The organism is Acinetobacter sp. 789_lipA (genome assembly GCF_058242845.1).
Genome location: NZ_JBZAYS010000001.1, coordinates 764,119 through 786,902 on the forward strand (window position 1 = coordinate 764,119; position 22,784 = coordinate 786,902).

Below are 22,784 nucleotides of genomic sequence, written 5' to 3' on the forward strand. Positions count from 1 at the left end.
TTGTTTTTTTATGGCGTAGCATAAAACTTAAATAAAAAGAGGACTGTAGCCTCACTTTTTGATTTATTGGCTGCGAAAGACAAAATACACACAACCAAATAAACACAGTCCTGCCCATAAATAATCGAGCTTAAAAGGCTGTTTAAATAAGAAAATCATAAACGGTACAAAAACCAAGAGCGTCACCACTTCTTGAGTGATTTTCATTTCGCCCATTGACCAGCCTTGCTGTGACAACATACGGGTCGCAGGAATCATAAAACTGTATTCCACCAATGCAATGAACCAGCTAAATAAAATGGCTTGCCAAAGCGGTACACCCGGCAAAAATTTTAAGTGTCCATACCATGCAAGTGTCATAAAACAGTTGGCAATAATCAATAAAATAAAGGGCAGGGACATGAAGCAAGATCGCCAAATTTAGGAGCATTTTATTCTACGTTTTTTGCGAGGAAATTCAGCAAATATTGCACTTTTCAGCCGACTTTTTTATAGAATAAAAGCGTTGTTCAAGCCGCAGAATAATTAAACGATTAGATACAAGAATCACTATCTTTTCGCTAAGCGCCTTGCTATGGTTGCTTTCACATCGAATTAATCACGACAACAGCACCAATAATACGTGATGTGTCTATAAAAGCAGTGGAGTGAGGCGGAATGCATCTGCATATTTTGGGTATTTGTGGCACCTTTATGGGGTCTTTAGCGCTTTTAGCACGTGATCTTGGCCACACAGTGACGGGTTCGGATCTAAACGTTTATCCTCCCATGTCCACCCAGCTCGAAAATGCAGGCATTACCTTAATGCAAGGTTATGACCGCAGTCATTTACAACCACATCCTGATTTAGTCATCGTCGGCAACGCGATGAAACGCGGGATTGATGCCGTTGAATACATGCTCAACGAAGGCTTGCCATATATTTCAGGCCCACAATTTTTGGCTGATCATGTGCTCCAAGGCAAACACGTACTTGGCGTAGCAGGAACCCATGGTAAAACCACCACCACCACCATGTTGGCTTGGGTATTGGATCAGGCGGGTTTAGAGCCAGGTTTCCTGATAGGCGGTGTACCTTTAGGTTTCTCTGAAAGTGCGCGTTTAGGTGGTGGCAAATACTTCTGTGTCGAAGCCGATGAATATGATTCTGCCTTTTTCGACAAACGTTCGAAGTTCGTGCATTACCACCCAAAAACAGCCATTTTAAATAACCTTGAATTTGACCATGCCGATATTTTTGATGATCTAGCAGCGATTCAAAAACAATTCCATCACTTGGTTCGTACCATTCCAAGTGAGGGTCGTATCATTGCGCCAATTACTGAAAGCAATATTGATGAAGTTTTAGAGCAGGGCTGTTGGACACCTGTGGTTCGTACCTCTTTAGAGGCCCAAGACAAGTCTGAATTGTATGCCGAACAACTCAGTGCTGATGGTTCACACTTTAAAGTCCTCCAACACGGCGTGGTGAAAGGCACGGTGCAATGGAACATGACAGGGCAGCACAGCGTAGCCAATGCTTTGGCGACTATCGCTGCGGCTGAACACGTCGGCGTGAGCATTGAAACAGCGTGCGAAGCACTGTCTAACTTTGGCGGCGTGAAGCGCCGTATGGAGCTTTTAGGCACAGTACGTGGCATTGAAGTGTATGATGACTTTGCCCATCACCCAACCGCAATAGATACGACGCTGGAAGGTGCACGTAAGCGTTTAGGCGAGCGTAAGTTGTGGGCGATTATTGAACCACGTTCAAATACCATGCGTATGGGAAGCCATAAAGATGGGCTCGCACACTCTGCACGTTTGGCGGATGAAGTGATTTGGTATCAACCAGAAGGTTTGGACTGGGACTTGCAACCTGTCATTGCGGCTGCACCCAACAAGGCCGTGGTTGCACGCACTTTGAATGACATTATCCATACCATCGTCAGTGAAGCAGGCGAGGGTGATGCTGTCGTGATCATGTCCAATGGTGGCTTTGGTGGTTTACACCAAAAATTGATCAGTGCCTTAAACGCAGAATAATTTGTTCCCACTTAGATGAAAAAAACCGCATATGGCGGTTTTTTTTACAAACTTATCCAATTAAAAACCAGGTGGTGTTTTAAAAAGTATGCTGACATTAAATGAAGCCATTATTGATGTAAAAGAAGGTTAAGTCGAAGGCTTTAAAATGGTTTTCAAGCTTTTTGGAGAAATTGCAACTTCTTCTAAAACCACGCCTTATTCGATGCCTTATTTTGCAATTATTACCTTCAATTCCTACAGTAAACAACTTACCAATACTTTGCTTGCAGTTTTTAAAAGCAGTGATGAAACTGTCCCAATGATCACTTGCAATTCGGGTGTAGTGAATACCTAATTGTTTAAGCTTTGTCTTCAACCTTTGGACTGTAGCTAAATCTCTCTTACCCCAAACATAAGCAACAATCTCACCTGTTTCTCGATGGTAGGCGTAAATAAGCCATTGTTTATTATTTTTATTTCCAACAAAAGTCCAGAATTCATCTACTTCGAGAGATTCATAATGACTTTGTTTAGGCTGAATTTGATAGGCCGATTCAGTTAAAGTCCGTAAGACTTTACCGATACTAATGCGCTCAACTTCAGCGATATCTCGTATACCGCTGCCTCTGACCATTAACTGTAATATTTTACGAGTAATGCCAGAATTACATCCTAGATAGCTCAGAGCATGGTCACCAATAAACTGACGTTTGCAGTCTTTGCATTGGTAGTTTTGTTTCCCATCTACTTTGATGCCATTTTTCTTTATACTGTCACTGAGGCAGGTTGGACATTTGATTTCTAGAGTTATTTGCATTTCTCTATTTTATCAAAATTCAACCTGCTTTTTTTTAGCATACTTTTTGATACACCACCAAAAACCAGACATCGTACCCGTATATTCAAAGTCTTTTAGTTTTGCCCAACCTTGAACCGTGTCTCCCAAGCGTTTGCTGAAATACATGATCGAAACCCACTGTTCTTGGCCATCATCATAGGTGCTATAAGCAGTGATATGGTCATTTTTAATCATAAACAGATCTTTGATTTTACAAGCATTGCTCGGTGCTGAATGAAAATATACTCTGGTTGGAGCAGTCACTTTCATGCCCCAAAGTGGAATAATCTGAACTTCTTTTTGTTCTGCCTTTTCCTCAAGTTTTACACAATCTTCAGCATGCAATAAAGGGGCAACTGAACAGAATAGGGCAATAGATAAAAGCGTCTTCATATACTTTAATTTCACCATCATTCAGCGCTGCAAAACACAAAATAGAACTGTAATGGCAGCTATATCGATCTCATTTAGCTTAACCTTTAGAATTGCGATGAATGGCGAACAATTAAGCCGCAACATCCTCAAAACTTTTCTCACGGCGAAACATCACATCGACATAAGAACAGGTCGGGATAATCTTCAGGTTTTTCTCACGCGAAAAATCAACGAGAGTATCTAACAGTAAACGTGCTACGCCTTGCCCCCGCAGTGAATCATCGACCCAAGTATGGTTGGCATCAATGGTTGTCTCGTCCCGCCAAATATAGCTAATTTCAGCAATACGCTGACCGTCTGCATTATTTAAGAAAAACTCACCTTTTTGATCACGATCTACATGTTGAAATTGCATAGCACACTCATTGAATGGATTGATGGTTATCTATCTTAGAGGAATAAAACATCATGAATAGATGGATCTTTGTCGAATACCGATTTGGAAAAAGGGCACAAGGGTAAAATTTTCACACCCTTATCACGGGCAAAGTTAACCAAAACATCCAATAACTGACGCCCCACATGTTGCCCACGCAGCAACTCACTGACCCAAGTGTGATCAATAATAAATTTATCGTCCCCAGCCCAACTATAGGTCATTTCCGCCACACGCTCGTTTTCTTGTTCGACAAAAACTTCGCCTTTACTATCTGTTTCTTGATGTTGAATTTTCATTATTATTCCTCTTTTGTTTACTGTTTTTTTAGCTTGCCATAAATTGAAGCAAAATTTTGTCTCATTTATATTTCATCTACAATTTTCTTTAATATTTGCTCAAACCATAAAAATATGCGATGCTTAGCTCACTTTTGGATCAAATCCAAAACCAAATTTATATTGAACAAGGGGAGTAGCCTCCTCCAAACGTGAAAAATCAATGCCATGCATCACTTTCACGTGTCAGATTATCGTCATTACACTTTGCAAAAAGTCGGTATCTGAGCATTTTAGCGCACAAAATACATACGCTAAAATGTAGGCAAGACCTTGATCATGTTGTCACAGATGTTTTATTTCATCTGGCAGCAGGTCAAGGTTTTTTTGTGGCCGATTGCTGGATGTGGAGGATTTCATGGAATCTATCGGCAATTTATGGCTATACATTGCTTTTTTCGGCATTGTTACCGTGATGCTACTGATTGACTTTTTAGGCTTTAAACAAAAAGAAGGTCAAGAAGTTAAAATCAAAACCGCCGCGTTATGGAGTATTGCGTGGGTTTCCGTCGCATCACTCTTTGGTGCAGGTCTCTGGCTGTATTTACAACAAACTGCAGGTGTTACTGTGGCCAATACAAAGGTCATGGAGTATTTTGCAGGTTATTTACTTGAAAAATCTTTAGCCGTTGACAACGTCTTTGTCTGGCTGATGATCTTTGCTGCTTTTGCCATCCCACCTGCATTACAACGCCAATTACTGCTTTACGGTGTCTTGGGTGCGATTATTCTACGTACCATCTTTATTTTTATTGGCGCGTGGTTCGTACAAGAGTTCTCATGGATTCTGTATATCTTCGGTGCGTTCTTGGTGTATACGGGCTTCAAATTCTTCAAAGGACAAAACGAAGAAGAAACCAATATCGAAGATATGGCGATATTAAAATGGCTACGTAAACATATGCGGATTACCCCGCAACTGCATGGCAACAAGTTCTTTGTCCGTCAAAACGGGATGTTGTGGGCAACGCCGCTGTTCTTGGTGTTAATTTTAGTTGAAGCATCGGATGTGATTTTCGCGGTGGATTCCATTCCTGCAATTTTCGCGGTGACTTCTGATCCGTTTATTGTGTTGACTGCAAACTTAATGGCGATTTTGGGTCTACGTGCGATGTTCTTCTTGTTGTCTGGTGCAGCAACCAAGATGCATTATCTCCCATACGGTTTAGGCATTATCTTAGTATTCATCGGCTTTAAGATGCTCATGCTAGATGTGTTCCATATGCCAATTTGGATTTCACTGGGCTTTATTGTGTTGGTGCTGACCATCACTGCGATCTTGTCAATTCGATACAGTAAGAAACATCATCAAACCACCCTCTAATGTTTTAAAAAAGCCTTCCACTGAGAAGGCTTTTTTATGACCAAATTTTAGTATGCGCAAGACTTAATCCTATGATTTTCGGTGCAAATGCACTGTACTTTATGCAAACAGCTCCCTATGATAAGCGGGCTTAAAACCCTTGGTTTTACCTGTAAAAATAAAAGAACCTGAAGGTTGCTCATCCATGCGTACCAAAAAATTAACTCTTGTTGTAGTGCCAGTTTTACTCACGGCATGTAGCGGTTCTAAAACCCTACAACAGGATGTTTACAATAACCAATACAACTGCTACCAAGACTGGCATTTTGAACTGTGCGAACCTGCTAACGAAAATAGCGAATCGAGCTATAGTGGCTCTACTGGGGTTTATATCGGCCCACAATATTATAAAAATAACCGTAAAGTCCGTTACTTGGGTCAAGTCTTGAAAGCACGCGGACGACATTCGACAGGCGCACCTAAAATCTCGACTCATGTTTTTAGCCATGCCAAATCCCAGCCCATTCGTGGAGGCTTCGGCCGTGGCGGCGGCTCGTTCGGAGGTTAATACATGAAACGAGTTCTATTCCCTGAGCGTGCAAACTGGCAACAGGCGCATCAAGAGATTGGTTTTGACTACTACAACTTGCCGTCGCGGGATGGTTCAATGTATTGGTCAGAAGGGGTGGCTTATGAGTTTAGTCTCAAGCAAATTGAACAGCTAGAAGATGCCTCGAACGAATTACACCAGATGTGCCTAGAAGTGGCAGGGGATATGATTCAACGCGGTCATTATCCCGAATATTTTCAAATTCCCCCAGCAGCAATTCCTTTGATTGAGCACTCATGGAAAAATCAAGCGCCGATGATGTATGGCCGTTTCGATTTTGCCTATGATGGTCAAGCCATCAAAATGCTGGAATACAATGCCGATACGCCAACGGGTTTACTCGAAGCCTCTGTTGCACAGTGGCATTGGATTGAACAAGTCGAAAACATTGCAAACCGTGATCAATTCAACAGCATTCATGAAAAACTGATCGAGCGTTGGAAACAGCTCTATCCTGCGCGTAGCCGTGTCCATTTTGCAGCCTGCCAAGAAGCAGGGCGTGAAGATTGGGGCAATTTAGAATACCTCATGGATACTGCTTTTCAGGCAGGCTTAAATGTCAGCGAGCTGTCGATGGAAAATATCGGTTGGAATGGCACAGCCTTTGTCGATTTGCATCAGCAAGAGATTCAGCATTTATTTAAGCTGTATCCGTGGGAATGGATTTGGGAAGAAAATTTTTCACAGTTTCTTAAACCCGAAACTGAATGGATTGAGCCGTGTTGGAAAATGCTACTCTCCAATAAAGCCCTGTTGATCGAGCTATGGAAACGCTTTCCAAATCATCCATTGTTGTTAGAAACCCATGCTTATGATGCGCACGCCCACTACGCAGGGAAATGGGTGCGTAAACCCATCTTAGCGCGCGAAGGCGCAAATATTAATATCTTACAAAACAATGTCGATTGTGGCGCAGCTTCAGGTAGTTTTTACTTTGATGACTACGACAAATATGGCTATGTTATGCAACGCTGGGTAAAAACTCCGTTGCATGAAGGCATGCTGCCCACCTTGGGACTTTGGATGGTCGGAGATGAATGTGCGGGGATGTCACTGCGTGAAGATGTATTTGATGTGATCGGCAATGATGCGCATTTTGCTGCGCATTATTTTGTGGAATAAAGTGGCGCTCTAAATCAGCTATTTAAAATAGCTGTCCAAAAATTAATACGGGTCTGTTCAGGCGTTTTAGTAGGAGTACTACCACTTTTAGGTTATTCACGGCGGAGTCTTATCTTTTTTAAGTTCAATACTGGGAGCTTAGTTATTCTTTTGTTTCACCAAATGAGAAGCGAAGCTTCGTAAGAAAAGCATTTGTCCTCCGCAAAATCTGTTTACTTTCTATAATTAAAAAAATTTGTGTTGCAAAAACAATCTATTCCAAACACTACGCAGGTTGCGGATGACGCTTCCGTGTATCAAATAGAGTTTAAATTGAAAAAGAAAATGCCTGTCAACTCTAAAACTGACAGGCATACATTCGAAAACAATATTTTTTTCAAGCTTAAATGGTATGCGCTTTAACCCGCTTCATATAAGACACCAAACGCGTGAAAAACAAGATTTGCAGGAAGATGGTAAATAGCGAAATAGTCCACTCATACCAATTATCAAACGCTGTGCCTTCTAGATTAAAAGCAAAATAAAGGCCTAATAACACTGCACCAAACACAACACCAGCCACGGTGGTTTGTACCAAAATGGGAAAAGACAACGCTGTGATTCGACCTAGGAAATGCTCACCCTCATCGCCGCCATTGGCTTTATAAGCACTTTGAATCCCGATAAACATAATCAATAAAGTCAGAAGTCCCTCAACGCCAATCACACGGACATCACCATAGGGTGAATACATGCCGTAGTAATACACCACTGAAACCAGTAAGGCGGTGACTAAGTAATAATTTTTATAATGCTTTTTATCGAGGGTATTGCTAGATAATTCATGTGCTAATGCTTTGGTATTCCAAAAATACATGCGGGTCATTGTCTCTTATTTTATCAATGTCGACACTGTACTGACTCAGCATTTAAAGATAAAGACTTTCTCAACAAAATTTTGCGAATAGATTGAATCATTTAAGCTCAAAGCTTGTGCTTATGCATTGCATAAAAAATCATGATCTTATCGATGGCACAGGTACATGTCTGGCCTTAAAACAGTTCAATTTTTAAGAAAATACTCCTCCAGTCTTTCATTTAAAATGTAGTGTTCACAACCCAAATAAAAACTTCAGTAAATAGCCGTGAAAAAAATCCAGTTTACGGTACAATCAATCGAAAAAAAGTCAAAACGCAGGTTTAAAATGTCTTCTGTAGTTGCAACGACGGCGGTTCGCGGTCGCTTCCTAGATATTCAGAATACGGTTGCCCAAGCGCGTGAAATTCACGACCAAGTGCGTTACGTAGAAGATGGTTTACTGATTAGCCAAAATGGCAAAATCCAATGGTTTGGATCTTGGCAGGAGGGGCAACAGCACCTTCCTGTTGGCGTCGAGGTTCAGCACTATCCTGAACAATTGATTGTGCCGGGTTTTATCGACACCCACATTCATTTTCCACAAACAGAAATGGTGGGGGCCTATGGTGAACAGCTACTCGAATGGCTCAATACCTATACCTTCCCAACTGAATTACAATTTTCCGATAAAGCCTATGCCGACCAGATTGCCCAATTCTTTGTGCAAGAACTGCTAAAAAATGGCACCACCACAGCCTTGGTCTTCTGTACTGTGCATACCGAATCAGTCGATGCTTTATTTGAAGCAGCAGGACAGCACCAGATGCGTCTGATCGCAGGTAAAGTCATGATGGACCGTCATGCACCTGAAGATCTGTGCGACACACCTGACAGTGCTTATGCGGACTCTAAAGCACTGATTGAGAAATGGCATGGCAAGGGCCGTAACCTGTATGCGATTACGCCACGCTTTGCTCCAACCTCAACACCAGAGCAATTGGCTAAAGCAGGCCAGCTCAAAGCTGAATACCCAGATGTGTATGTGCATACGCATTTAAGTGAAAATAAAAATGAAATCGCTTGGGTGAAAGACTTATTCCCTGAGCAGCAATGTTATCTCGATGTTTATCATCACTTTGGCTTAACCGGTTCGCATTCGGTCTTTGCCCACTGCGTGCATTTAGAAGAGGCTGAGTGGGACTGCATGCATCAGACTGACTCTGCCATTGCTTTCTGTCCGACCTCCAACCTATTTTTAGGCAGTGGTTTATTTCCATTGAATAAGACTTGGGAAAAGCAGGTAAAAGTTGGGCTGGGTACAGACATTGGTGCAGGGACCTCTTTTAACCAACTACAAACTCTGAATGAAGCCTATAAAGTACAGCAGCTTCAAGGTGATAAACTGTCTGCTTTTGAGTCGCTCTACCACGCTACGCTTGGCGGTGCCAAAGCACTGAGCTTGGATGATAAACTTGGTAACTTTAATTTGGGCAAAGAAGCTGACTTTGTGGTGCTCGACCTTAAAGCAACCGCGCTGCAAGCATTACGTCAGCAACGTGAAAAAGGGATTGAAGATGCGTTATTTGCCCTAATGACCATGGGTGATGACCGTAATATTCATGCGACTTATATTTTTGGTCAGAAAGCCTATGTGCAAAACTAAGTAGCAAATAGCGAAAATTTAAGCAGCTAATCGAGTTTTGAAACAACTTTGATTTTCGCCTCTAAGCCAAGCTGCATCCCGTCTGCAATGAAATGATTACATTTTCAGCGGGCAAAAGGGGGTGCATCTCGTTTAGAGATATATTAAAATTAATGCATATATAGAGGTGTTGCAGGTCAACGCCTTTTTTATTTTTGATTTTTTTAATTTTTAGGTATCTACCCATGACCGTTCAAATGAGCGTAATGATTTCTACTGAAGAGATTCAAGCGAAAGTAAAAGAGCTTGGTGCACAAATCGATGCGCATTATGCAAACAGTGATAAGGAACTCGTACTGATTGGTTTATTACGTGGTTCAGTCATTTTCATGGCAGACTTATGTCGTACCATTTCAAAACCACATGAACTCGATTTCATGACGGTTTCGAGCTACGGCGGCGGTACGGTATCTTCACGTGATGTAAAAATTTTAAAAGATTTAGACGGTGAAATTCGCGGTAAAGATGTTTTGGTCATTGAAGACATCATCGACTCAGGCAACACCTTGAGCAAAGTATTAGAAATTTTAGAAACACGCTCTCCCAACTCAATTGAACTTTGCACCTTAGTCAGCAAACCTTCACGCCGTGAAATTGAACTCGATGTGAAGTTTTTAGGCTTTAATGTCGAAGATCGATTCATTGTGGGTTATGGCTTAGACTACGACCAAAAGTACCGTCATTTGCCATTTATTGGGGAAATTGGTCTTTAAGATCAATCGATAAAAGAGTGGCCGAAGGCCACTTTTTTTATTTTTATCGTGAGCTAAGTACATAAAACATACAGTTTTTAGCAGATTCGCTCTACTACACAGTCGCATTATGCCTGATGATATTTTTGCACATGATGTAAAAACAAAGACATGATAAAAAAAGGAGCTGGCTCATGTGGTCACTTATTGTTGCAATCGTGATTGGTTTTATTGCAGGTCTCATCGCACGTGCTATCCATCCTGGCGATGACAAAGCGGGATTTATTGTCACCACTTTACTGGGGATTGCAGGTTCTCTCGTAGCCACTTATGGTGGTCGTTTACTTGGTCTCTATAGTGAAGGCTCTGCCGCAGGCTTTATTGCGTCAGTTATTGGGGCCATTGTTATTTTATTCATCTACAAAATGGTCACCAAAAAAACCTAAACTCAGCCATTAAAAAAAGCACCGTTTCAGGTGCTTTTTATCTGTATATTTGAACTCTTATAAGCCCAGTTCACGCCACATATTTTCAATAGTAGTTGAAGGCATAGCACCATTCACTTTAAAGCCATTTGAGAAAATAACCACGGGCGTCCCTTGTAAACCCAGACTACGACCGAGTTCAATGTTGCGCTCAATTGGATTGGCACACGATTTTTTCAACGTCGGTTGAGTCCCTTTCGCAATCAAATTTTTCCATGCGAGGGCAGGGTCTGCTTCACAAAACACTTGTTTCGACGGTGCAATCGATTGCGCCTTAATAGCATAAATAAATGTGTAGATGGTCACATCATTCAGTTTATTCAGTTCAGCCTCTAACTGCTTACAGTAAGGACAGTTTGGGTCTGAAAAAACCGCCAATTGGCGTTTGCCGTTGCCTTTAACGCTTTTAATGGCATCTTTTAGCGGCAGCTTGTTCCAATCAAGCGAGTTTTGTTGCACATATAAGGCAGCACTTAAATTTTTCTGATCTTTTAAACGCACCATCGAACCTGCAATCACATGCTCAGCCGCTTCGCCTAAATACACAATTTCGCCATCTAAAGATCCGCTATAAATGCCCGACATTTCTGTTTTTTGAATATTTTGAACATTAATATTTGGATAATTCTTTTTTAAGTTAGCTTGAACACTTTCTACACTGGCCATACTCATGCTTGCAATTGCACTTGTGAGTAGTGCCAAACCCAGTTTTTTTATCATCACTTTTTGCTCTTTCAATCGGAGAACCACGGCGCTAGTGTAGAGCGTATTATTCAAGCATTGAATCATTTTTTCCATGGCTTTACCGAAACCCAACACGCCTTGCTTATGAACTGGCCAAAGTTTCACGTGGAACAGTGAGAGCCTTGCTATTAATTTCCACCGAGACATGAACAATTTCCTCATGAATCGAGAGCATTGCCCGCACGCGATCCGCAGTTAAGTCTACCGTCGTTTCTAAAGCCAAAATACAGGAAAACTTGCCTTTGCCTACTTTCCAAACATGTAAATCGGTCAAGGTCGTATGCGGTAGTTCTGCCAACACTTCGCGAATTTCATCCACCACATGATGATCCATTTCAGCATCTAACAAGGTTTTTCCCGTTTCTTGCATTAAGCTCAATGCCCATTTAGCCACCAGTATTGACCCCACGATCCCAAGAGCAGCATCGAGAAAATCCCAGCCCAAATATTTACCAAAAATCAGTGCGATAATTGCAAAAATGGAAGTCACGGCATCCGCTACCACATGCATAAATGCAGCTTTCTGATTTAAATCATGATGATGGCTATGTACTTCTGATGCATGATGGTGATGGTGATGGTGATGGTGATGGTGATGGTGACCATCATGCAGCAACCATGCACAGATTAAATTTACTAATAAGCCTAAAATCGCAATTGGAATCGCTTCGTTATAATGAATTTGTACAGGCGAGAATAGACGCTGAATCGAGTGAAAAGCCATAAAACCCGCCACCACCATCAGCAAAATAGCGCTGCTGTAGCCTGCAAGAATTTCAATTTTCCATGTACCGAAACTAAAGCGCTGATCATGGGCATAATGCCGTGCAGCACGATAAGCAAAATAAGCCAAACCCAGTGCCAACATATGCGAACTCATATGCCAACCATCTGCCAGCAAAGCCATTGATTGGAAAATCCATCCACCAATCACTTCTAATAACATCATGACTGCCGTTAAAATGGTCGCCATTAAAATCCGTTTTTGTGCCAGTGGATTACCGTCATCAAAATGATGCTTATGCTGACGTGATGGGGTATTTTGCATTTAAAATCATTCACCAATATACTCCCCCTTAGTATATTTATTTTTGGAGTAATGTGTTGAGTCATTTGCATGAAGATAAAAAAATTTTAAACCGGGTGAAACGCTTACAAGGACAGGTCAAAGCCGTTGAACTCTCGATCACACATCCCGATGCCAATTGTATCGACGTTTTACAACAAGTCGCTGCTATTAAAGGCGCGGTCAATGGGCTGATGAATGAACTCGTTGAAGCACACTTACGCCATCATGTATTAGCACAAACTGAACAGGTCAATGAAGAGGAGTTGGTTGAGTTCTTAAAACTGCTGAAACGCTATGGCTAAGTTTTATTGCGTTCTTTTTCAAGTTTTTAGTTGACCATTTTTTCCACAAACCGATACACTGTTGCTCTCTATCCTTTTTCTCTTGGGCATCAAAATATTCTTGTTTTGACCGAGAGAGCCGCATGGCATTTGCATGACAACAAGCACTTCTTGGCGTCCATTTTGTATGGTCAGCCTCGCCTTAATGATGGGAACGATGGGGACTGCCTTAGCCAGTCCACTTTACCCGCTGTATCAAGCCTTATGGCATCTGGTGCCGAGTCAGATCACCTATATTTTTGTGGCTTATATGTTTGGTTGTCTCGCTACTTTACTGTTTCTCGGCCGGACCAGTAATAGCATTGGCTATTTACGAACCTTACAAGTAGGGTTGGTGTTTATTAGCATCGGGTTGGTGATTTCCGCTTATGCTTCTGATGCTCTCATCTTATCTTTGGGGCGCTTTATTATTGGTATTGCATCTGGTTTGATGACCACTTCGGCCTTACTGGGACTGATGTATACCATGCCCAAAAGCCATCAACAGATTGCACCACAACTCAGTTCGATTATTACCGCAGTAGGCTTTGGCTTAGGCCCGCTGATTGGTGGCCTGATAGCTCAATTTTCAGAATACCCTTTGGTCAGCCCTTATCTACCGGTCATTCTTGGTGCTGTACTGTGTTTCTTTGGTTTATTTTGGGTTGAGTCTCCCACATTTATCTCACAGCCCTTTAGTATTGCCCCAAAGCTACTCCGACCAGAAGTGCAATATCATCAGTTGTTTTTGATCGTTGGATTTACCGCATTTAGTGCCTTTGCCGCGTTTAGTTTATTTGCATCCTTATCCCCGTCATTTGTGCGGGATATTTTGCCGTGGCACGGCCCTCTCATTAGCGGTTCAGCCATTACCAGTATTTTAATTGTCTCTGCCGTGGTGCAGTATTTTGCCAGAAGTATTCCTGCTTATAAGTGCCTCAACTATGGCTTAATTACCTTGATTGCAAGCTTAGGCATTTTGGCGCTGTGTATGCTATTTCAACTGAGTGCATTTTTCTTTATCAGTGATTTTCTCGTTGGTGTCGGACATGGCCTGACCTTGATTGGTTCCTTTGGTCTCATTCATGCCATGACCAGCTTAGAGAATCGTGCTGCGGTGATGTCGACTTATCTTTTTATTGGTTATTTGGGTACGATTGTGCCTATTGTAGCTGTGGGTTATCTGGCAGATCACTTTGGATTAAGTTTCGGGGTCATTAGCTTTTGCATTGCCATCGCTTTATTGTGTTTTTATCTGTGGTTTGCGCATAAAAGCAGTATACGTCTGATTTAAATATCAAAAACCCTGTGATCAGGGCTTTTGATATTTAGCGATGTTATTTTCCAATACAGAACGATCCAAAAATTTTCCCAAGCAAATCATCCGCACTAAAATCTCCTGTAATTTCACCAAGGGCATTTTGCGCCAAACGTAGCGACTCTGCGACCAACTCACCTGCGTTATACACCACCAATTGTTCACGCGCTTCAGCAAGGTAAAGCTGAGTGCGTTTCATTGCGTCTAAATGGCGTGTACGTGCAATAAAGGTATCTTCTTCAGGCTGGAAGCCTGCATGCGCTGTAATCGCTTCTATGAGCGCTTGAACGCCAGTTTCTTGTTTTGCCGAAACCATAATATGACGGAAGCCGTTAAAGTCTTCGATATGCGATGTCGTTTCCATCAAATCACACTTATTGCCTATTAGCATTAAACGTTTCGGTTCAATATGCTCAGCAAAATATGCTTGCGCCAGTTTGAGTGGGTCTTCGCCTTGACTTAGGTCATAAACCAAAAGTAACAGATCGGCTTGCTCAATTTCTTTAATGGCACGACGGATCCCTTCTTTTTCTACAATATCACCTGTTTCACGTAAACCAGCGGTATCGGTTAAGGTAATGGGTAAACCATTCAGGGTAATTTTTTCATGTAAGACATCCCGCGTCGTACCTGCAATATCCGTCACAATGGCGCGTTCAATGCCCGCTAATGCATTGAGCAGTGATGACTTACCCGCATTCGGTTTTCCTGCAATGACCACTTGTAAACCTTCACGCAGCAACTGTCCTTGACGAGCCGATTGTTGCACTTGGTTCACAGCAGTTGTAACACCATCTAAAAGATTTAAAATTTTCCCGTCCGCAAGAAAATCAATTTCTTCTTCAGGAAAATCAATCGCAGCTTCCACATGCAAACGTAGATGAATCAATTGCTCCAACACATGATTCACTTTAGTTGAAAATGCGCCTTGTAATGAACGTACCGCAGAACGTGCAGCAGCTTGAGACGTCGCATCAATCAAGTCGGCGATCGCTTCAGCCTGTACCAAATCCAATTTGCCATTTTCAAAAGCACGCATGGAAAACTCACCGGCTTTTGCTGCAATCGCACCAAGCTCCAACAAACGCCCCAGTAAAGCATTTTGAATGACAGGGCCACCATGACCTTGCAACTCAACCACATCTTCACCAGTAAACGAGTTCGGGTTCGGAAAACAAATCGCTAAGCCCTCATCCATCACTTCACCAGAGGCATCATAAAACTGGCGAAAACCAGCAAAACGCGCTTTCGGCAAGTCTTTTTGGGTCAAGGCCTGTGCAATCTCATAAGACTTGGGACCAGATAGGCGAATCACCCCCACACCACCACGCCCAGGTGGTGTTGCAATGGCAGCAATCGTGGTTCGGTTGTACATAACATTCACCTAAAATCTTAAAAGTCACACAATGAAAAATCCGCCTAAGATTACCATCTTAAGCGGATTTATTCAGCTTTTCGCGAAAAGTTGCCTCGATTAACTCGACGCACTTTCCTTATTCAAACGATCTTTTTCAACAGATTTGTTGATCAAGGTCTGCTGAATAATCGTGATACTGTTGTTGACAATCCAGTACAACACGAGACCCGCAGGGAAGAACAACATAAAGACTGTGAAAACAATCGGCATGATTTTGAAAACTTTCGCTTGCATTGGATCAGCCGGTTGTGGATTTAAAGACTGCTGAATGAACATCGTTGCGCCCATTAACAGCGGTAAAATAAACCACGGATCCATCGCTGACAAATCTTGAATCCAAAGTAACCATGGCGCATGACGAAGCTCAACAGACTCCATCAACACCCAGTACAACGCAAGGAAGATTGGCATTTGTAATAACAATGGCAAACAACCCGCAAGCGGATTGACTTGTTCACGTTTATACAGTGCCATCATTTCTTGAGAGAAGCGCATGCGGTCTTCACCGAACTCTTCTTTCATACGCTGCATTTCAGGTGCAATGACACGCATTTTCGCCATTGAGCGATAGCTCTTAGACGACAATGGCCAAAGAATCAGTTTCACCAAGACCGTTAACAAAATAATTGCCCAGCCCCAGTTACCCACTAAACCGTGGAAGAACTCAAGACCCAAGAACAATAATTTCGCAATTGGCCATAACCAACCATAATCAACAGTTTGGTTTAAACCAGTTGCCAGCTCTTTCAACTCAGATTGAACTTTAGGACCTGAATAGAAAGTCGCATCAATCTCAGCCACTGTACCGGCAGGCACAGTAATCGTCGGCGAAGTAAAACCAATGATATTCATATCATCCGTTGACTTACGCGACTCTAATTTCGCGACATAAGGTTGACCATTGGCTTGCGTCAATTTTAAGTCACCAGGAATCCAAGCACTCACAAAGTAGTGCTGAACCATAGCAACCCAGCCGCCTTTCGCTTCAACATTCAATTTTTCTTCATTGAAGTTAGCAAATTTAAGCTTGTTATAATGTTCTTCAGGCGAACCCCAAGCACCACCTAAGAAAGTGCCCAGCGTGAAAATACCTTGATCCGATTTGCCTGGATCATCAGAGTTGTCACGTTTGAGTTGACCAAACATTTGACCCTGCCAGTTTTGACCACTGCGGTTCACCACTTTATGGTTCACAACAACAGGATATTCACCTTGCTTAAAGGTAAAGGTTTTAATGATTTCCACACCATCAGCTGTTTTCAGTACCATCGGTACGGTTAACACTTTGATGCTTTTTCCATCTTCAGTTTGAACCGCTTTGGCATCATTCAATGTATAAGCAGATTTTTCAATCTCATACATTGGACGACCGCTACGGTTACTGTCTGGACCATTAAGACCAATTAAACCAGACTGCGCCACATAAGTACGTTTTGCATCACTTTCAAGCATGACAAATGCTTCGTTACTGTCTTTGCTCTTGTCATGGTTTAACAATTCAATACGAACAATATCACCACCTTTAGGATTAATCCAAAGATGATAAAGGTCAGTTTGTACTGAAATAAGCTGTTGATTTACAGATGCTTTTGCTTCTGTAGCTGGTTGCTGAGTCGCGATATTTGCTTGTGGCATATCAGACGCTGCTGAAGCCGTTTGAGCATTTGGCAAATCTGCAGATACTTCATGTGAAACTGCTGCAGCCTGTTGTGGCTGTGGCTGAGTTTCAGCATGTCCATAATCTTTTTGCCAAGCCAAAATGAGCAAATAAGCGACAACAAACATGGCCCCGAGAATGGCAAACCTGGCCCATTGTTGCATATCGATTACCCCAAGTGGTTAGAGTGATTTTGGTTCAAGAAACAATCACGAAAGGGTACAGCAACCAGATGCTTTTGAGAATCTATTTGCTGAAAAGAGATAAAACGAATCCTTTTGTTTGGAACAGGGTCATACCCCGAACCACCCCAAGGATGACAACGGCAAATACGTTTAGTAGCCAACCACACACCACGCACAGCACCATGTGTATGGACTGCTTCCAATGAATATTGAGAACATGTAGGGATATAACGACAACGCGGTCCAAGTAAAGGACTAATCGCAATTTGATAAAATCGAATTAACCAATGCAGTAACCGGACCATTGGCCATCTCTACTTTTGCAGGGAGGGAGCTATTTTTTGATGCTTTTTGGCAAGACGTTGTAATTTTTGCCAAGCAAATTGTAATTGCTGGTGCAACTCTGCATTAGGCACTGTTTCTATCCCCATTTTAGGCATAACCACAATATCTAAAGTTAATTGCTGTTGATGCAAGCGAAAACTTTCGCGAGCCAAACGTTTTACTCTATTTCTTTCGTGTGCACGACGCACTTTCTTTTTAGCAACAACAATACCCAAACGACTTTGAGGTTGTTCGGTCAGTTTTGCTAGAAATAAGAAATGGGGCTGATGCACTTTAAAAAGCGCACCATCGAAGACACTCTTATAATCGGCAGCACAGCGAATACGAACCTCTGTGCTGAAGCCATAAAGTGTAGTCATAACACCCAAAATCGTTTAAGCGTTAACTATTGATTAAACAGTTAAGCTGTGACGACCTTTTGCACGACGACGAGCTAATACTTGGCGACCAGCTTTAGTAGCCATACGAGCACGGAAACCATGAACGCGCTTACGCTTTAATTCAGATGGTTGGAATGTACGTTTCATATCGAAACTCCAAAAATGATCATTCAATGAAGGTTCGCGAGTTTAGTGTTCATTGCTTGAGCTGTCAATGGAAAACCGATTTTCTTGTGAAATTAAGCCTTTTTATTTGTAACAGCAGTTTGAGCTTGCTCTTTTCTCGAAAACATTTAAACAACTGCACTTTTTCCTTATACACAACCTAGATTATTGTTTATTAAAGTGATATAAGTTACCAACAAGATTACCCACACAATTATCCACAAGCCTTTAAATTCACTTGCTGTGCATGTTTTTAAATTTAAATTCATTTTGGATCTCCAGTTATCCCCAGAAAACAGGTCTCTTATAAATAAATTCAAATTTATAAATTTAAATTTATTACTATTAGGGTGGTCTTTTTCTGTGGAAATGACACTTTTTTAATTATAAAACAATAAAATATGGTGTGGATAAGATTGTTTTTATGAAATTAATAGTTTGTGGATAACTTTGTGCTATATTCTATCCACAGTTTGCGGATAAACTTATCCACACCAGTATTTGAATTTAAATTTATTTTCATAAGCAGGCTTTTTGAGCAATATCTGCAGAATTTTCCATGACAGATGTGGATAACTTGGTTAGAATGGCGACCCGCTTCGGTGGGTACATAGTGTTTTTATTAATTATCGATGGAATGAATAGGGGTTTCACATGCTTTGGACGGACTGCTTAACTCGCTTGCGACAAGAGCTCTCTGGGAATGTCTTTACAATGTGGATACGCCCTTTAGTTGCAGAAGAGTTAAATGACACACTACGTCTTTATGCTCCGAATCCCTATTGGACACGTTACATTCAAGAACATCACCTAGAGCTGATTACAATTTTAGTGGAGCAGCTCTCTGAAGGGCGTGTACGTAAAGTTGAAATTTTAGTCGACTCACGCCCAGGTGCAATTTTATCTGCGAGTGAGCAACCTGCAACGACGACTGCGGCTTTAGAGTCTGCTCCAGCACCTGTTGTACGTCCGAAAAAAGAAAAAGAAGAGGGGAATTCTAAAAACAGCCGTAAACGCCAGTTAAATCCTTTATTTTCCTTCTCACTTTTTGTGGAAGGTCGTTCAAACCAAATGGCTGCTGAAACGTGTCGTAAGGTTTTAACCCAGTTAGGTGCTTCTCAGCACAATCCCTTATTTTTATATGGCCCGACTGGATTGGGTAAAACACACTTAATGCAAGCAGTGGGCAATGCCTTGTTGCAAGCCAAACCGAATGCACGTGTCATGTATATGACGGCAGAAAGCTTTGTTCAAGATTTTGTTAGTTCTTTACAACAAGGCAAAGTAGAAGAATTTAAGAAAAATTGCCGATCTTTAGATCTATTGTTGGTCGATGATATTCATTTGCTGGCGGGTAAAGAGGCGAGTTTAGTTGAGTTTTTCTATACTTTTAACGCACTTTTGGATGAATCAAAACAAATTATTCTGACTTCTGATCGTTATCCAAAAGAATTAACGGAATTAGATCCACGTTTGGTTTCACGCTTTTCTTGGGGCTTGTCGGTTGGGGTTGAGCCACCAGATATTGAAACCCGTATTGAAATTTTGCTGAAAAAAGCAGAAAGCAATGATGTGGAATTACCACGAAACTGTGCGTTATTTATTGCGCAACAAGTGGTTGCAAACGTACGTGAATTGGAAGGTGCGCTGAATAAAGTGGTGGCCATTTCACGCTTTAAGGGTACAGCTATTGATTTGGATGTTGTGCGTGAGTCATTAAAAGACGTCTTGGCCATTCGTGCACGAACCATCAGTACTGAAAATATTCAACGTGTGGTGAGTGAGTACTTTAGAATCCCACTCAAAGAGTTGGTTGGGCCTAAACGGACCCGTATTTATGCTCGTCCACGCCAATTGGCAATGGGCTTGGCACGGGAGCTAACCGGAGACAGTTTCCCTGAAATTGGTATGGCCTTTGGCGGTCGAGATCACAGTACCGTCATGCATGCTTGTGAAAAAGTTTTAAGTCTGCGCGATGAAGATCCGATCTTCAATGAGGACTATAAAAACTTGCAACGCTTGCTGCAAAGTTAAGCAAAATTGCTCAAATTCTATTCTTGCAATGCGGCATGTTCTGCCGCATAGTACACTGCTAAAAACACATTTATTTATTATTTTATCTTCAGTTTTTCGAGGAATGTATCGTGCGTTTAAAAATCGCGAAAGAAAGCTTACTTAATGTTCTATCACATGTCGTAGGAGCGGTTGAACGTCGCCATACTTTAAACATTCTTTCAAATGTTAAAGTGCAAGTGAGCCAAGCGTCGTTGACGATTACAGGTTCGGACTTAGAGGTCGAATTGGTTGCAAGTACCACGCTTGCGGAAGGGGCGTGTTTGCAAGCGGGTGAAACCACAGTTCCTGCACGTAAGCTGATGGATATTTGCAAATCTTTACCGACTGCAGCACTGATAGACCTACAAATTACTGAAGATCAACGTTGTATCTTAAAGTCCGGTAATAGCCGTTTTGTGTTGGGGACTTTACCCGCTGAAGATTACCCGTTATTGACCACAGAGAACACGCAAGGCACGCAAGTTGCGGTGACACAGCGTGAATTAAAGCGTCTATTTGAAAAAACTGCATTTGCTATGGCGGTGCAGGATGTACGTTTTTATCTCACAGGAACCTTGCTCGAAATTGATAATAATCAACTGCGTGCAGTGACCACAGATGGCCACCGTTTAGCTCTGTGTGAAACTGTTGCTAGCTCAAATGCCACTCAATTGATTCAAGCGATTGTTCCACGTAAAGCGGTGGGTGAACTACAGCGTTTATTGAGCATTGAAGATGAACAATTGGCGTTGTTGATTGGTCGTGAACTATTGAATGTGACCATTTCTATTGCCAGCCGTGACAAAGAACAAGGGGATACAACGGTTCGTTTCACCACTAAACTGATTGACGGTAAATTCCCTGATTATCGTCGTGTGATTCCACGTGGTGGGGATAAAAATGTGTTAATTGCACATGATGTCTTTAAGCAATCTTTACAACGTGTTTCGATTTTAAGTAATGAAAAACTACGTGGTGTGTTCTTAAACTTTGCCGCAGATACTTTGCAGCTACGTGCCAATAACCCAGAGCAAGACGAAGCCGTAGAAGATTTGGCGATTCAATATAATAATGCGCCAATGGAAATGTCTTTTAATGCCCAATACATCTTGGAAGTTTTAGGTGCATTGGATGGTGATGATGTATCAATGACGATGACCGAAGCAAATCAATCGGTTCTAGTGCAAGATCCAGCCCATCAAGATCAGACCTATGTGGTCATGCCAATGCGTGTTTAAGCCCTAGGTTTAGGCATGCAAATCACGCGTTTAAACATCGAACGTGTTCGAAATCTCAGAACGGTTGCTCTCCATGGATTGCAACCGTTTAATGTTTTTTATGGACAAAATGGTTCAGGTAAAACCTCAATTTTAGAAGCCATTCATCTGCTGGCGACAGGGCGTTCCTTTCGCACCCATATTCCGAAACACTATATTCAAACCGATACCCAAGACGCGGTTGTCTTTGCCCAATCCAGTTCTGAAAAAATAGGGATGCAAAAGCTGTTGTCTGGTGAACAGCTCATCAAGGTCAATGGCGACAATATTGCCACTCAAGGTCAATTAGCTAAAATCCTTCCTTTGCAACTGATTGATCCGCAAAGTACCGATATTATTGATCATGGTGCCAAGCCTAGACGGCAACTATTAGATTGGCTGATGTTCCACGTGGAACCTGAGTTTTATCATGCATGGCAATATTATTCACGGGCATTAAAACAGCGTAATAGTTTACTAAAAACACGACGGAATCTAAGTCTGGCAGATTTGGAGCCGTGGAACAAAATGCTTGGTGATTATGGGGAAATGCTGCATTCGCAGCGCGTCAGCATTGTGGAGCAGTGGAAGGGCTTTTTTGAGCAAGATTTAAAACACCTGCTGCCAGATATCGAGGTTCAGTTAGAATATAGCCCTGGCTTTCATACCGAGTTAGGGTTACTGAATGACCTGCAAAGTCATCATCAAAAAGACCTTGAACGGCGCTATACCGAGTATGGTCCACACAAGGCAGATTTGCGTTTAAAAACAAGCCTTGGCGATGCTGATGTCGTACTGTCACGTGGACAAAAAAAGCTGTTAATCATAGCCTTAAAACTGTCACAGATTGCAATGCTACATGCTTGTAATAAGGAAACTGTGGTATTATTAGATGATCTGACAGCAGAATTAGATTTAACAGCACAACAACGTTTAATTGAGCGATTGAGCCAACTGGGTAGTCAAGTTTTTATTACCACTTTAGAGTATGAATCAGTCAAAAATCACTTACATGATTTATCTATTTCTTATCAATTATTCTGTGTTGAAAACGGTCAAGTTCAAGTTGTCGCACAATGATTTTAGATTTTACCCATCACGGGATAGACCTATTTTTCGCTAGGGAG

25 protein-coding genes are annotated in these 22,784 nt (G+C 41.8%); 12 read left to right on the forward strand and 13 right to left on the reverse strand.

Annotated features, from left to right (window positions below; all coding sequences use genetic code 11):
* Positions 1-63: 63 nt before the first annotated feature.
* Complete coding sequence (locus AC4CUZ_RS03595) at positions 64-402, reverse strand: DMT family protein (protein ID WP_104221713.1); 339 nt, start codon at positions 400-402, stop codon at positions 64-66.
* Positions 403-657: 255 nt separating this feature from the next.
* Between AC4CUZ_RS03595 and mpl the strand changes: the two genes are divergently transcribed.
* Entirely contained in the window at positions 658-2,025 is a 1,368-nt protein-coding gene (gene mpl, locus AC4CUZ_RS03600) for a UDP-N-acetylmuramate:L-alanyl-gamma-D-glutamyl-meso-diaminopimelate ligase (protein ID WP_490747256.1), read from the forward strand.
* A 97-nt stretch (positions 2,026-2,122) separates the two neighbouring features.
* Here the strand turns inward: mpl and AC4CUZ_RS03605 are convergent, their stop codons facing one another.
* From AC4CUZ_RS03605 to AC4CUZ_RS03620, 4 genes are all read right to left on the reverse strand, one after another.
* Complete coding sequence (locus AC4CUZ_RS03605) at positions 2,123-2,824, reverse strand: IS1 family transposase (protein ID WP_005005861.1); 702 nt, start codon at positions 2,822-2,824, stop codon at positions 2,123-2,125.
* Positions 2,825-2,836: 12 nt separating this feature from the next.
* Positions 2,837-3,259 (reverse strand): hypothetical protein, encoded by a 423-nt coding sequence (locus AC4CUZ_RS03610; RefSeq protein ID WP_490747257.1) that lies wholly within the window; start codon positions 3,257-3,259, stop codon positions 2,837-2,839.
* A gap of 91 nt (positions 3,260-3,350) precedes the next feature.
* The gene (locus AC4CUZ_RS03615; RefSeq protein ID WP_004697494.1) at positions 3,351-3,635 is read right to left on the reverse strand and encodes a GNAT family N-acetyltransferase; all 285 of its coding nucleotides are present in this window, start codon (positions 3,633-3,635) and stop codon (positions 3,351-3,353) included.
* A 35-nt stretch (positions 3,636-3,670) separates the two neighbouring features.
* Positions 3,671-3,955 (reverse strand): GNAT family N-acetyltransferase, encoded by a 285-nt coding sequence (locus AC4CUZ_RS03620; RefSeq protein ID WP_005401786.1) that lies wholly within the window; start codon positions 3,953-3,955, stop codon positions 3,671-3,673.
* A 397-nt stretch (positions 3,956-4,352) separates the two neighbouring features.
* On the opposite strand from AC4CUZ_RS03620, the gene AC4CUZ_RS03625 reads away from it, so the two are divergent.
* From AC4CUZ_RS03625 to AC4CUZ_RS03635, 3 genes are all read left to right on the forward strand, one after another.
* Positions 4,353-5,318: a TerC family protein gene (locus AC4CUZ_RS03625; RefSeq protein ID WP_078390285.1), complete on the forward strand. Its 966-nt coding sequence runs from the start codon at positions 4,353-4,355 to the stop codon at positions 5,316-5,318.
* Positions 5,319-5,502: 184 nt separating this feature from the next.
* Positions 5,503-5,865 carry a hypothetical protein gene (locus AC4CUZ_RS03630; protein ID WP_490747259.1) on the forward strand — a complete coding sequence of 121 codons (363 nt, stop codon included), beginning with the start codon at positions 5,503-5,505 and terminating at the stop codon, positions 5,863-5,865.
* Between the two features lie 3 nt (positions 5,866-5,868).
* Positions 5,869-7,029 (forward strand): glutathionylspermidine synthase family protein, encoded by a 1,161-nt coding sequence (locus AC4CUZ_RS03635; protein WP_490747261.1) that lies wholly within the window; start codon positions 5,869-5,871, stop codon positions 7,027-7,029.
* A gap of 382 nt (positions 7,030-7,411) precedes the next feature.
* Here the strand turns inward: AC4CUZ_RS03635 and AC4CUZ_RS03640 are convergent, their stop codons facing one another.
* On the reverse strand, positions 7,412-7,885 hold the full coding sequence (locus tag AC4CUZ_RS03640) for a hypothetical protein (RefSeq protein WP_159151802.1): 474 nt from the start codon (positions 7,883-7,885) through the stop codon (positions 7,412-7,414).
* 328 nt (positions 7,886-8,213) lie between these two features.
* Between AC4CUZ_RS03640 and guaD the strand changes: the two genes are divergently transcribed.
* The 3 genes from guaD to AC4CUZ_RS03655 all read left to right on the forward strand — a co-directional run bounded on the left by guaD (position 8,214) and on the right by AC4CUZ_RS03655 (position 10,707).
* The gene (gene guaD / locus AC4CUZ_RS03645; protein WP_490747263.1) at positions 8,214-9,530 is read left to right on the forward strand and encodes a guanine deaminase; all 1,317 of its coding nucleotides are present in this window, start codon (positions 8,214-8,216) and stop codon (positions 9,528-9,530) included.
* Between the two features lie 224 nt (positions 9,531-9,754).
* Entirely contained in the window at positions 9,755-10,282 is a 528-nt protein-coding gene (hpt, locus tag AC4CUZ_RS03650) for a hypoxanthine phosphoribosyltransferase (protein ID WP_004697480.1), read from the forward strand.
* A gap of 173 nt (positions 10,283-10,455) precedes the next feature.
* Positions 10,456-10,707, forward strand: coding sequence for a GlsB/YeaQ/YmgE family stress response membrane protein (locus tag AC4CUZ_RS03655; RefSeq protein ID WP_159151800.1), 252 nt, complete (start codon positions 10,456-10,458; stop codon positions 10,705-10,707).
* Positions 10,708-10,764: 57 nt separating this feature from the next.
* Here AC4CUZ_RS03655 and AC4CUZ_RS03660 read toward each other — a convergent pair whose 3' ends face one another.
* Positions 10,765-11,466, reverse strand: coding sequence for a DsbC family protein (locus AC4CUZ_RS03660; RefSeq protein ID WP_159151812.1), 702 nt, complete (start codon positions 11,464-11,466; stop codon positions 10,765-10,767).
* A gap of 106 nt (positions 11,467-11,572) precedes the next feature.
* Positions 11,573-12,538 (reverse strand): CDF family Co(II)/Ni(II) efflux transporter DmeF, encoded by a 966-nt coding sequence (gene dmeF / locus AC4CUZ_RS03665; protein WP_490747265.1) that lies wholly within the window; start codon positions 12,536-12,538, stop codon positions 11,573-11,575.
* Between the two features lie 56 nt (positions 12,539-12,594).
* Here dmeF and AC4CUZ_RS03670 point away from each other — a divergent pair, with 56 nt between their 5' ends.
* Together AC4CUZ_RS03670 and AC4CUZ_RS03675 are read left to right on the forward strand one after the other, a co-directional pair.
* Complete coding sequence (locus tag AC4CUZ_RS03670; protein ID WP_490747266.1) at positions 12,595-12,861, forward strand: metal/formaldehyde-sensitive transcriptional repressor; 267 nt, start codon at positions 12,595-12,597, stop codon at positions 12,859-12,861.
* A 133-nt stretch (positions 12,862-12,994) separates the two neighbouring features.
* Positions 12,995-14,173: an MFS transporter gene (locus AC4CUZ_RS03675; protein WP_431605572.1), complete on the forward strand. Its 1,179-nt coding sequence runs from the start codon at positions 12,995-12,997 to the stop codon at positions 14,171-14,173.
* Between the two features lie 43 nt (positions 14,174-14,216).
* On the opposite strand, the gene mnmE is transcribed toward AC4CUZ_RS03675, so the two are convergent.
* The 5 genes from mnmE to rpmH form a co-directional block, all read right to left on the reverse strand.
* Positions 14,217-15,572, reverse strand: a complete 1,356-nt coding sequence (gene mnmE, locus AC4CUZ_RS03680; protein WP_058952482.1) for a tRNA uridine-5-carboxymethylaminomethyl(34) synthesis GTPase MnmE — start codon at positions 15,570-15,572, stop codon at positions 14,217-14,219.
* Positions 15,573-15,671: 99 nt separating this feature from the next.
* Entirely contained in the window at positions 15,672-17,435 is a 1,764-nt protein-coding gene (gene yidC / locus AC4CUZ_RS03685) for a membrane protein insertase YidC (RefSeq protein WP_004697434.1), read from the reverse strand.
* Between the two features lie 5 nt (positions 17,436-17,440).
* Complete coding sequence (gene yidD / locus AC4CUZ_RS03690; protein ID WP_004977726.1) at positions 17,441-17,761, reverse strand: membrane protein insertion efficiency factor YidD; 321 nt, start codon at positions 17,759-17,761, stop codon at positions 17,441-17,443.
* Positions 17,762-17,770: 9 nt separating this feature from the next.
* A complete protein-coding gene (gene rnpA / locus AC4CUZ_RS03695) occupies positions 17,771-18,160 on the reverse strand; it encodes a ribonuclease P protein component (RefSeq protein ID WP_039890852.1) in 390 nt (129 codons plus the stop codon).
* Between the two features lie 33 nt (positions 18,161-18,193).
* Positions 18,194-18,328, reverse strand: coding sequence for a 50S ribosomal protein L34 (rpmH, locus tag AC4CUZ_RS03700; RefSeq protein ID WP_000831329.1), 135 nt, complete (start codon positions 18,326-18,328; stop codon positions 18,194-18,196).
* 672 nt (positions 18,329-19,000) lie between these two features.
* Here rpmH and dnaA point away from each other — a divergent pair.
* From dnaA to recF, 3 genes are all read left to right on the forward strand, one after another.
* Complete coding sequence (gene dnaA / locus AC4CUZ_RS03705; protein ID WP_004697428.1) at positions 19,001-20,380, forward strand: chromosomal replication initiator protein DnaA; 1,380 nt, start codon at positions 19,001-19,003, stop codon at positions 20,378-20,380.
* 110 nt (positions 20,381-20,490) lie between these two features.
* Positions 20,491-21,639 (forward strand): DNA polymerase III subunit beta, encoded by a 1,149-nt coding sequence (gene dnaN / locus AC4CUZ_RS03710; protein ID WP_004977721.1) that lies wholly within the window; start codon positions 20,491-20,493, stop codon positions 21,637-21,639.
* Between the two features lie 15 nt (positions 21,640-21,654).
* Entirely contained in the window at positions 21,655-22,737 is a 1,083-nt protein-coding gene (gene recF / locus AC4CUZ_RS03715) for a DNA replication/repair protein RecF (protein ID WP_058951450.1), read from the forward strand.
* Positions 22,738-22,784: the final 47 nt, after the last annotated feature.

What these genes read in the sequence shown, in the direction of transcription:
- AC4CUZ_RS03630 (WP_490747259.1), top strand. Translation starts at nt 5,503, where the DNA reads ATGCGTACCAAAAAATTAACTCTTGTTGTAGTGCCAGTTTTACTCACG.
- AC4CUZ_RS03635 (WP_490747261.1), top strand. Translation starts at nt 5,869, where the DNA reads ATGAAACGAGTTCTATTCCCTGAGCGTGCAAACTGGCAACAGGCGCAT.
- dnaA (WP_004697428.1), top strand. Translation starts at nt 19,001, where the DNA reads ATGCTTTGGACGGACTGCTTAACTCGCTTGCGACAAGAGCTCTCTGGG.
- mpl (WP_490747256.1), top strand. Translation starts at nt 658, where the DNA reads ATGCATCTGCATATTTTGGGTATTTGTGGCACCTTTATGGGGTCTTTA.
- rpmH (WP_000831329.1), bottom strand. Translation starts at nt 18,328, where the DNA reads ATGAAACGTACATTCCAACCATCTGAATTAAAGCGTAAGCGCGTTCAT.
- mnmE (WP_058952482.1), bottom strand. Translation starts at nt 15,572, where the DNA reads ATGTACAACCGAACCACGATTGCTGCCATTGCAACACCACCTGGGCGT.
- AC4CUZ_RS03640 (WP_159151802.1), bottom strand. Translation starts at nt 7,885, where the DNA reads ATGTATTTTTGGAATACCAAAGCATTAGCACATGAATTATCTAGCAAT.
- recF (WP_058951450.1), top strand. Translation starts at nt 21,655, where the DNA reads ATGCAAATCACGCGTTTAAACATCGAACGTGTTCGAAATCTCAGAACG.
- AC4CUZ_RS03625 (WP_078390285.1), top strand. Translation starts at nt 4,353, where the DNA reads ATGGAATCTATCGGCAATTTATGGCTATACATTGCTTTTTTCGGCATT.
- AC4CUZ_RS03620 (WP_005401786.1), bottom strand. Translation starts at nt 3,955, where the DNA reads ATGAAAATTCAACATCAAGAAACAGATAGTAAAGGCGAAGTTTTTGTC.
- dmeF (WP_490747265.1), bottom strand. Translation starts at nt 12,538, where the DNA reads ATGCAAAATACCCCATCACGTCAGCATAAGCATCATTTTGATGACGGT.
- guaD (WP_490747263.1), top strand. Translation starts at nt 8,214, where the DNA reads ATGTCTTCTGTAGTTGCAACGACGGCGGTTCGCGGTCGCTTCCTAGAT.
- AC4CUZ_RS03675 (WP_431605572.1), top strand. Translation starts at nt 12,995, where the DNA reads ATGACAACAAGCACTTCTTGGCGTCCATTTTGTATGGTCAGCCTCGCC.
- AC4CUZ_RS03610 (WP_490747257.1), bottom strand. Translation starts at nt 3,259, where the DNA reads ATGATGGTGAAATTAAAGTATATGAAGACGCTTTTATCTATTGCCCTA.
- hpt (WP_004697480.1), top strand. Translation starts at nt 9,755, where the DNA reads ATGACCGTTCAAATGAGCGTAATGATTTCTACTGAAGAGATTCAAGCG.
- AC4CUZ_RS03605 (WP_005005861.1), bottom strand. Translation starts at nt 2,824, where the DNA reads ATGCAAATAACTCTAGAAATCAAATGTCCAACCTGCCTCAGTGACAGT.
- yidC (WP_004697434.1), bottom strand. Translation starts at nt 17,435, where the DNA reads ATGCAACAATGGGCCAGGTTTGCCATTCTCGGGGCCATGTTTGTTGTC.
- AC4CUZ_RS03660 (WP_159151812.1), bottom strand. Translation starts at nt 11,466, where the DNA reads ATGATAAAAAAACTGGGTTTGGCACTACTCACAAGTGCAATTGCAAGC.
- AC4CUZ_RS03655 (WP_159151800.1), top strand. Translation starts at nt 10,456, where the DNA reads ATGTGGTCACTTATTGTTGCAATCGTGATTGGTTTTATTGCAGGTCTC.
- yidD (WP_004977726.1), bottom strand. Translation starts at nt 17,761, where the DNA reads ATGGTCCGGTTACTGCATTGGTTAATTCGATTTTATCAAATTGCGATT.
- AC4CUZ_RS03595 (WP_104221713.1), bottom strand. Translation starts at nt 402, where the DNA reads ATGTCCCTGCCCTTTATTTTATTGATTATTGCCAACTGTTTTATGACA.
- rnpA (WP_039890852.1), bottom strand. Translation starts at nt 18,160, where the DNA reads ATGACTACACTTTATGGCTTCAGCACAGAGGTTCGTATTCGCTGTGCT.
- AC4CUZ_RS03615 (WP_004697494.1), bottom strand. Translation starts at nt 3,635, where the DNA reads ATGCAATTTCAACATGTAGATCGTGATCAAAAAGGTGAGTTTTTCTTA.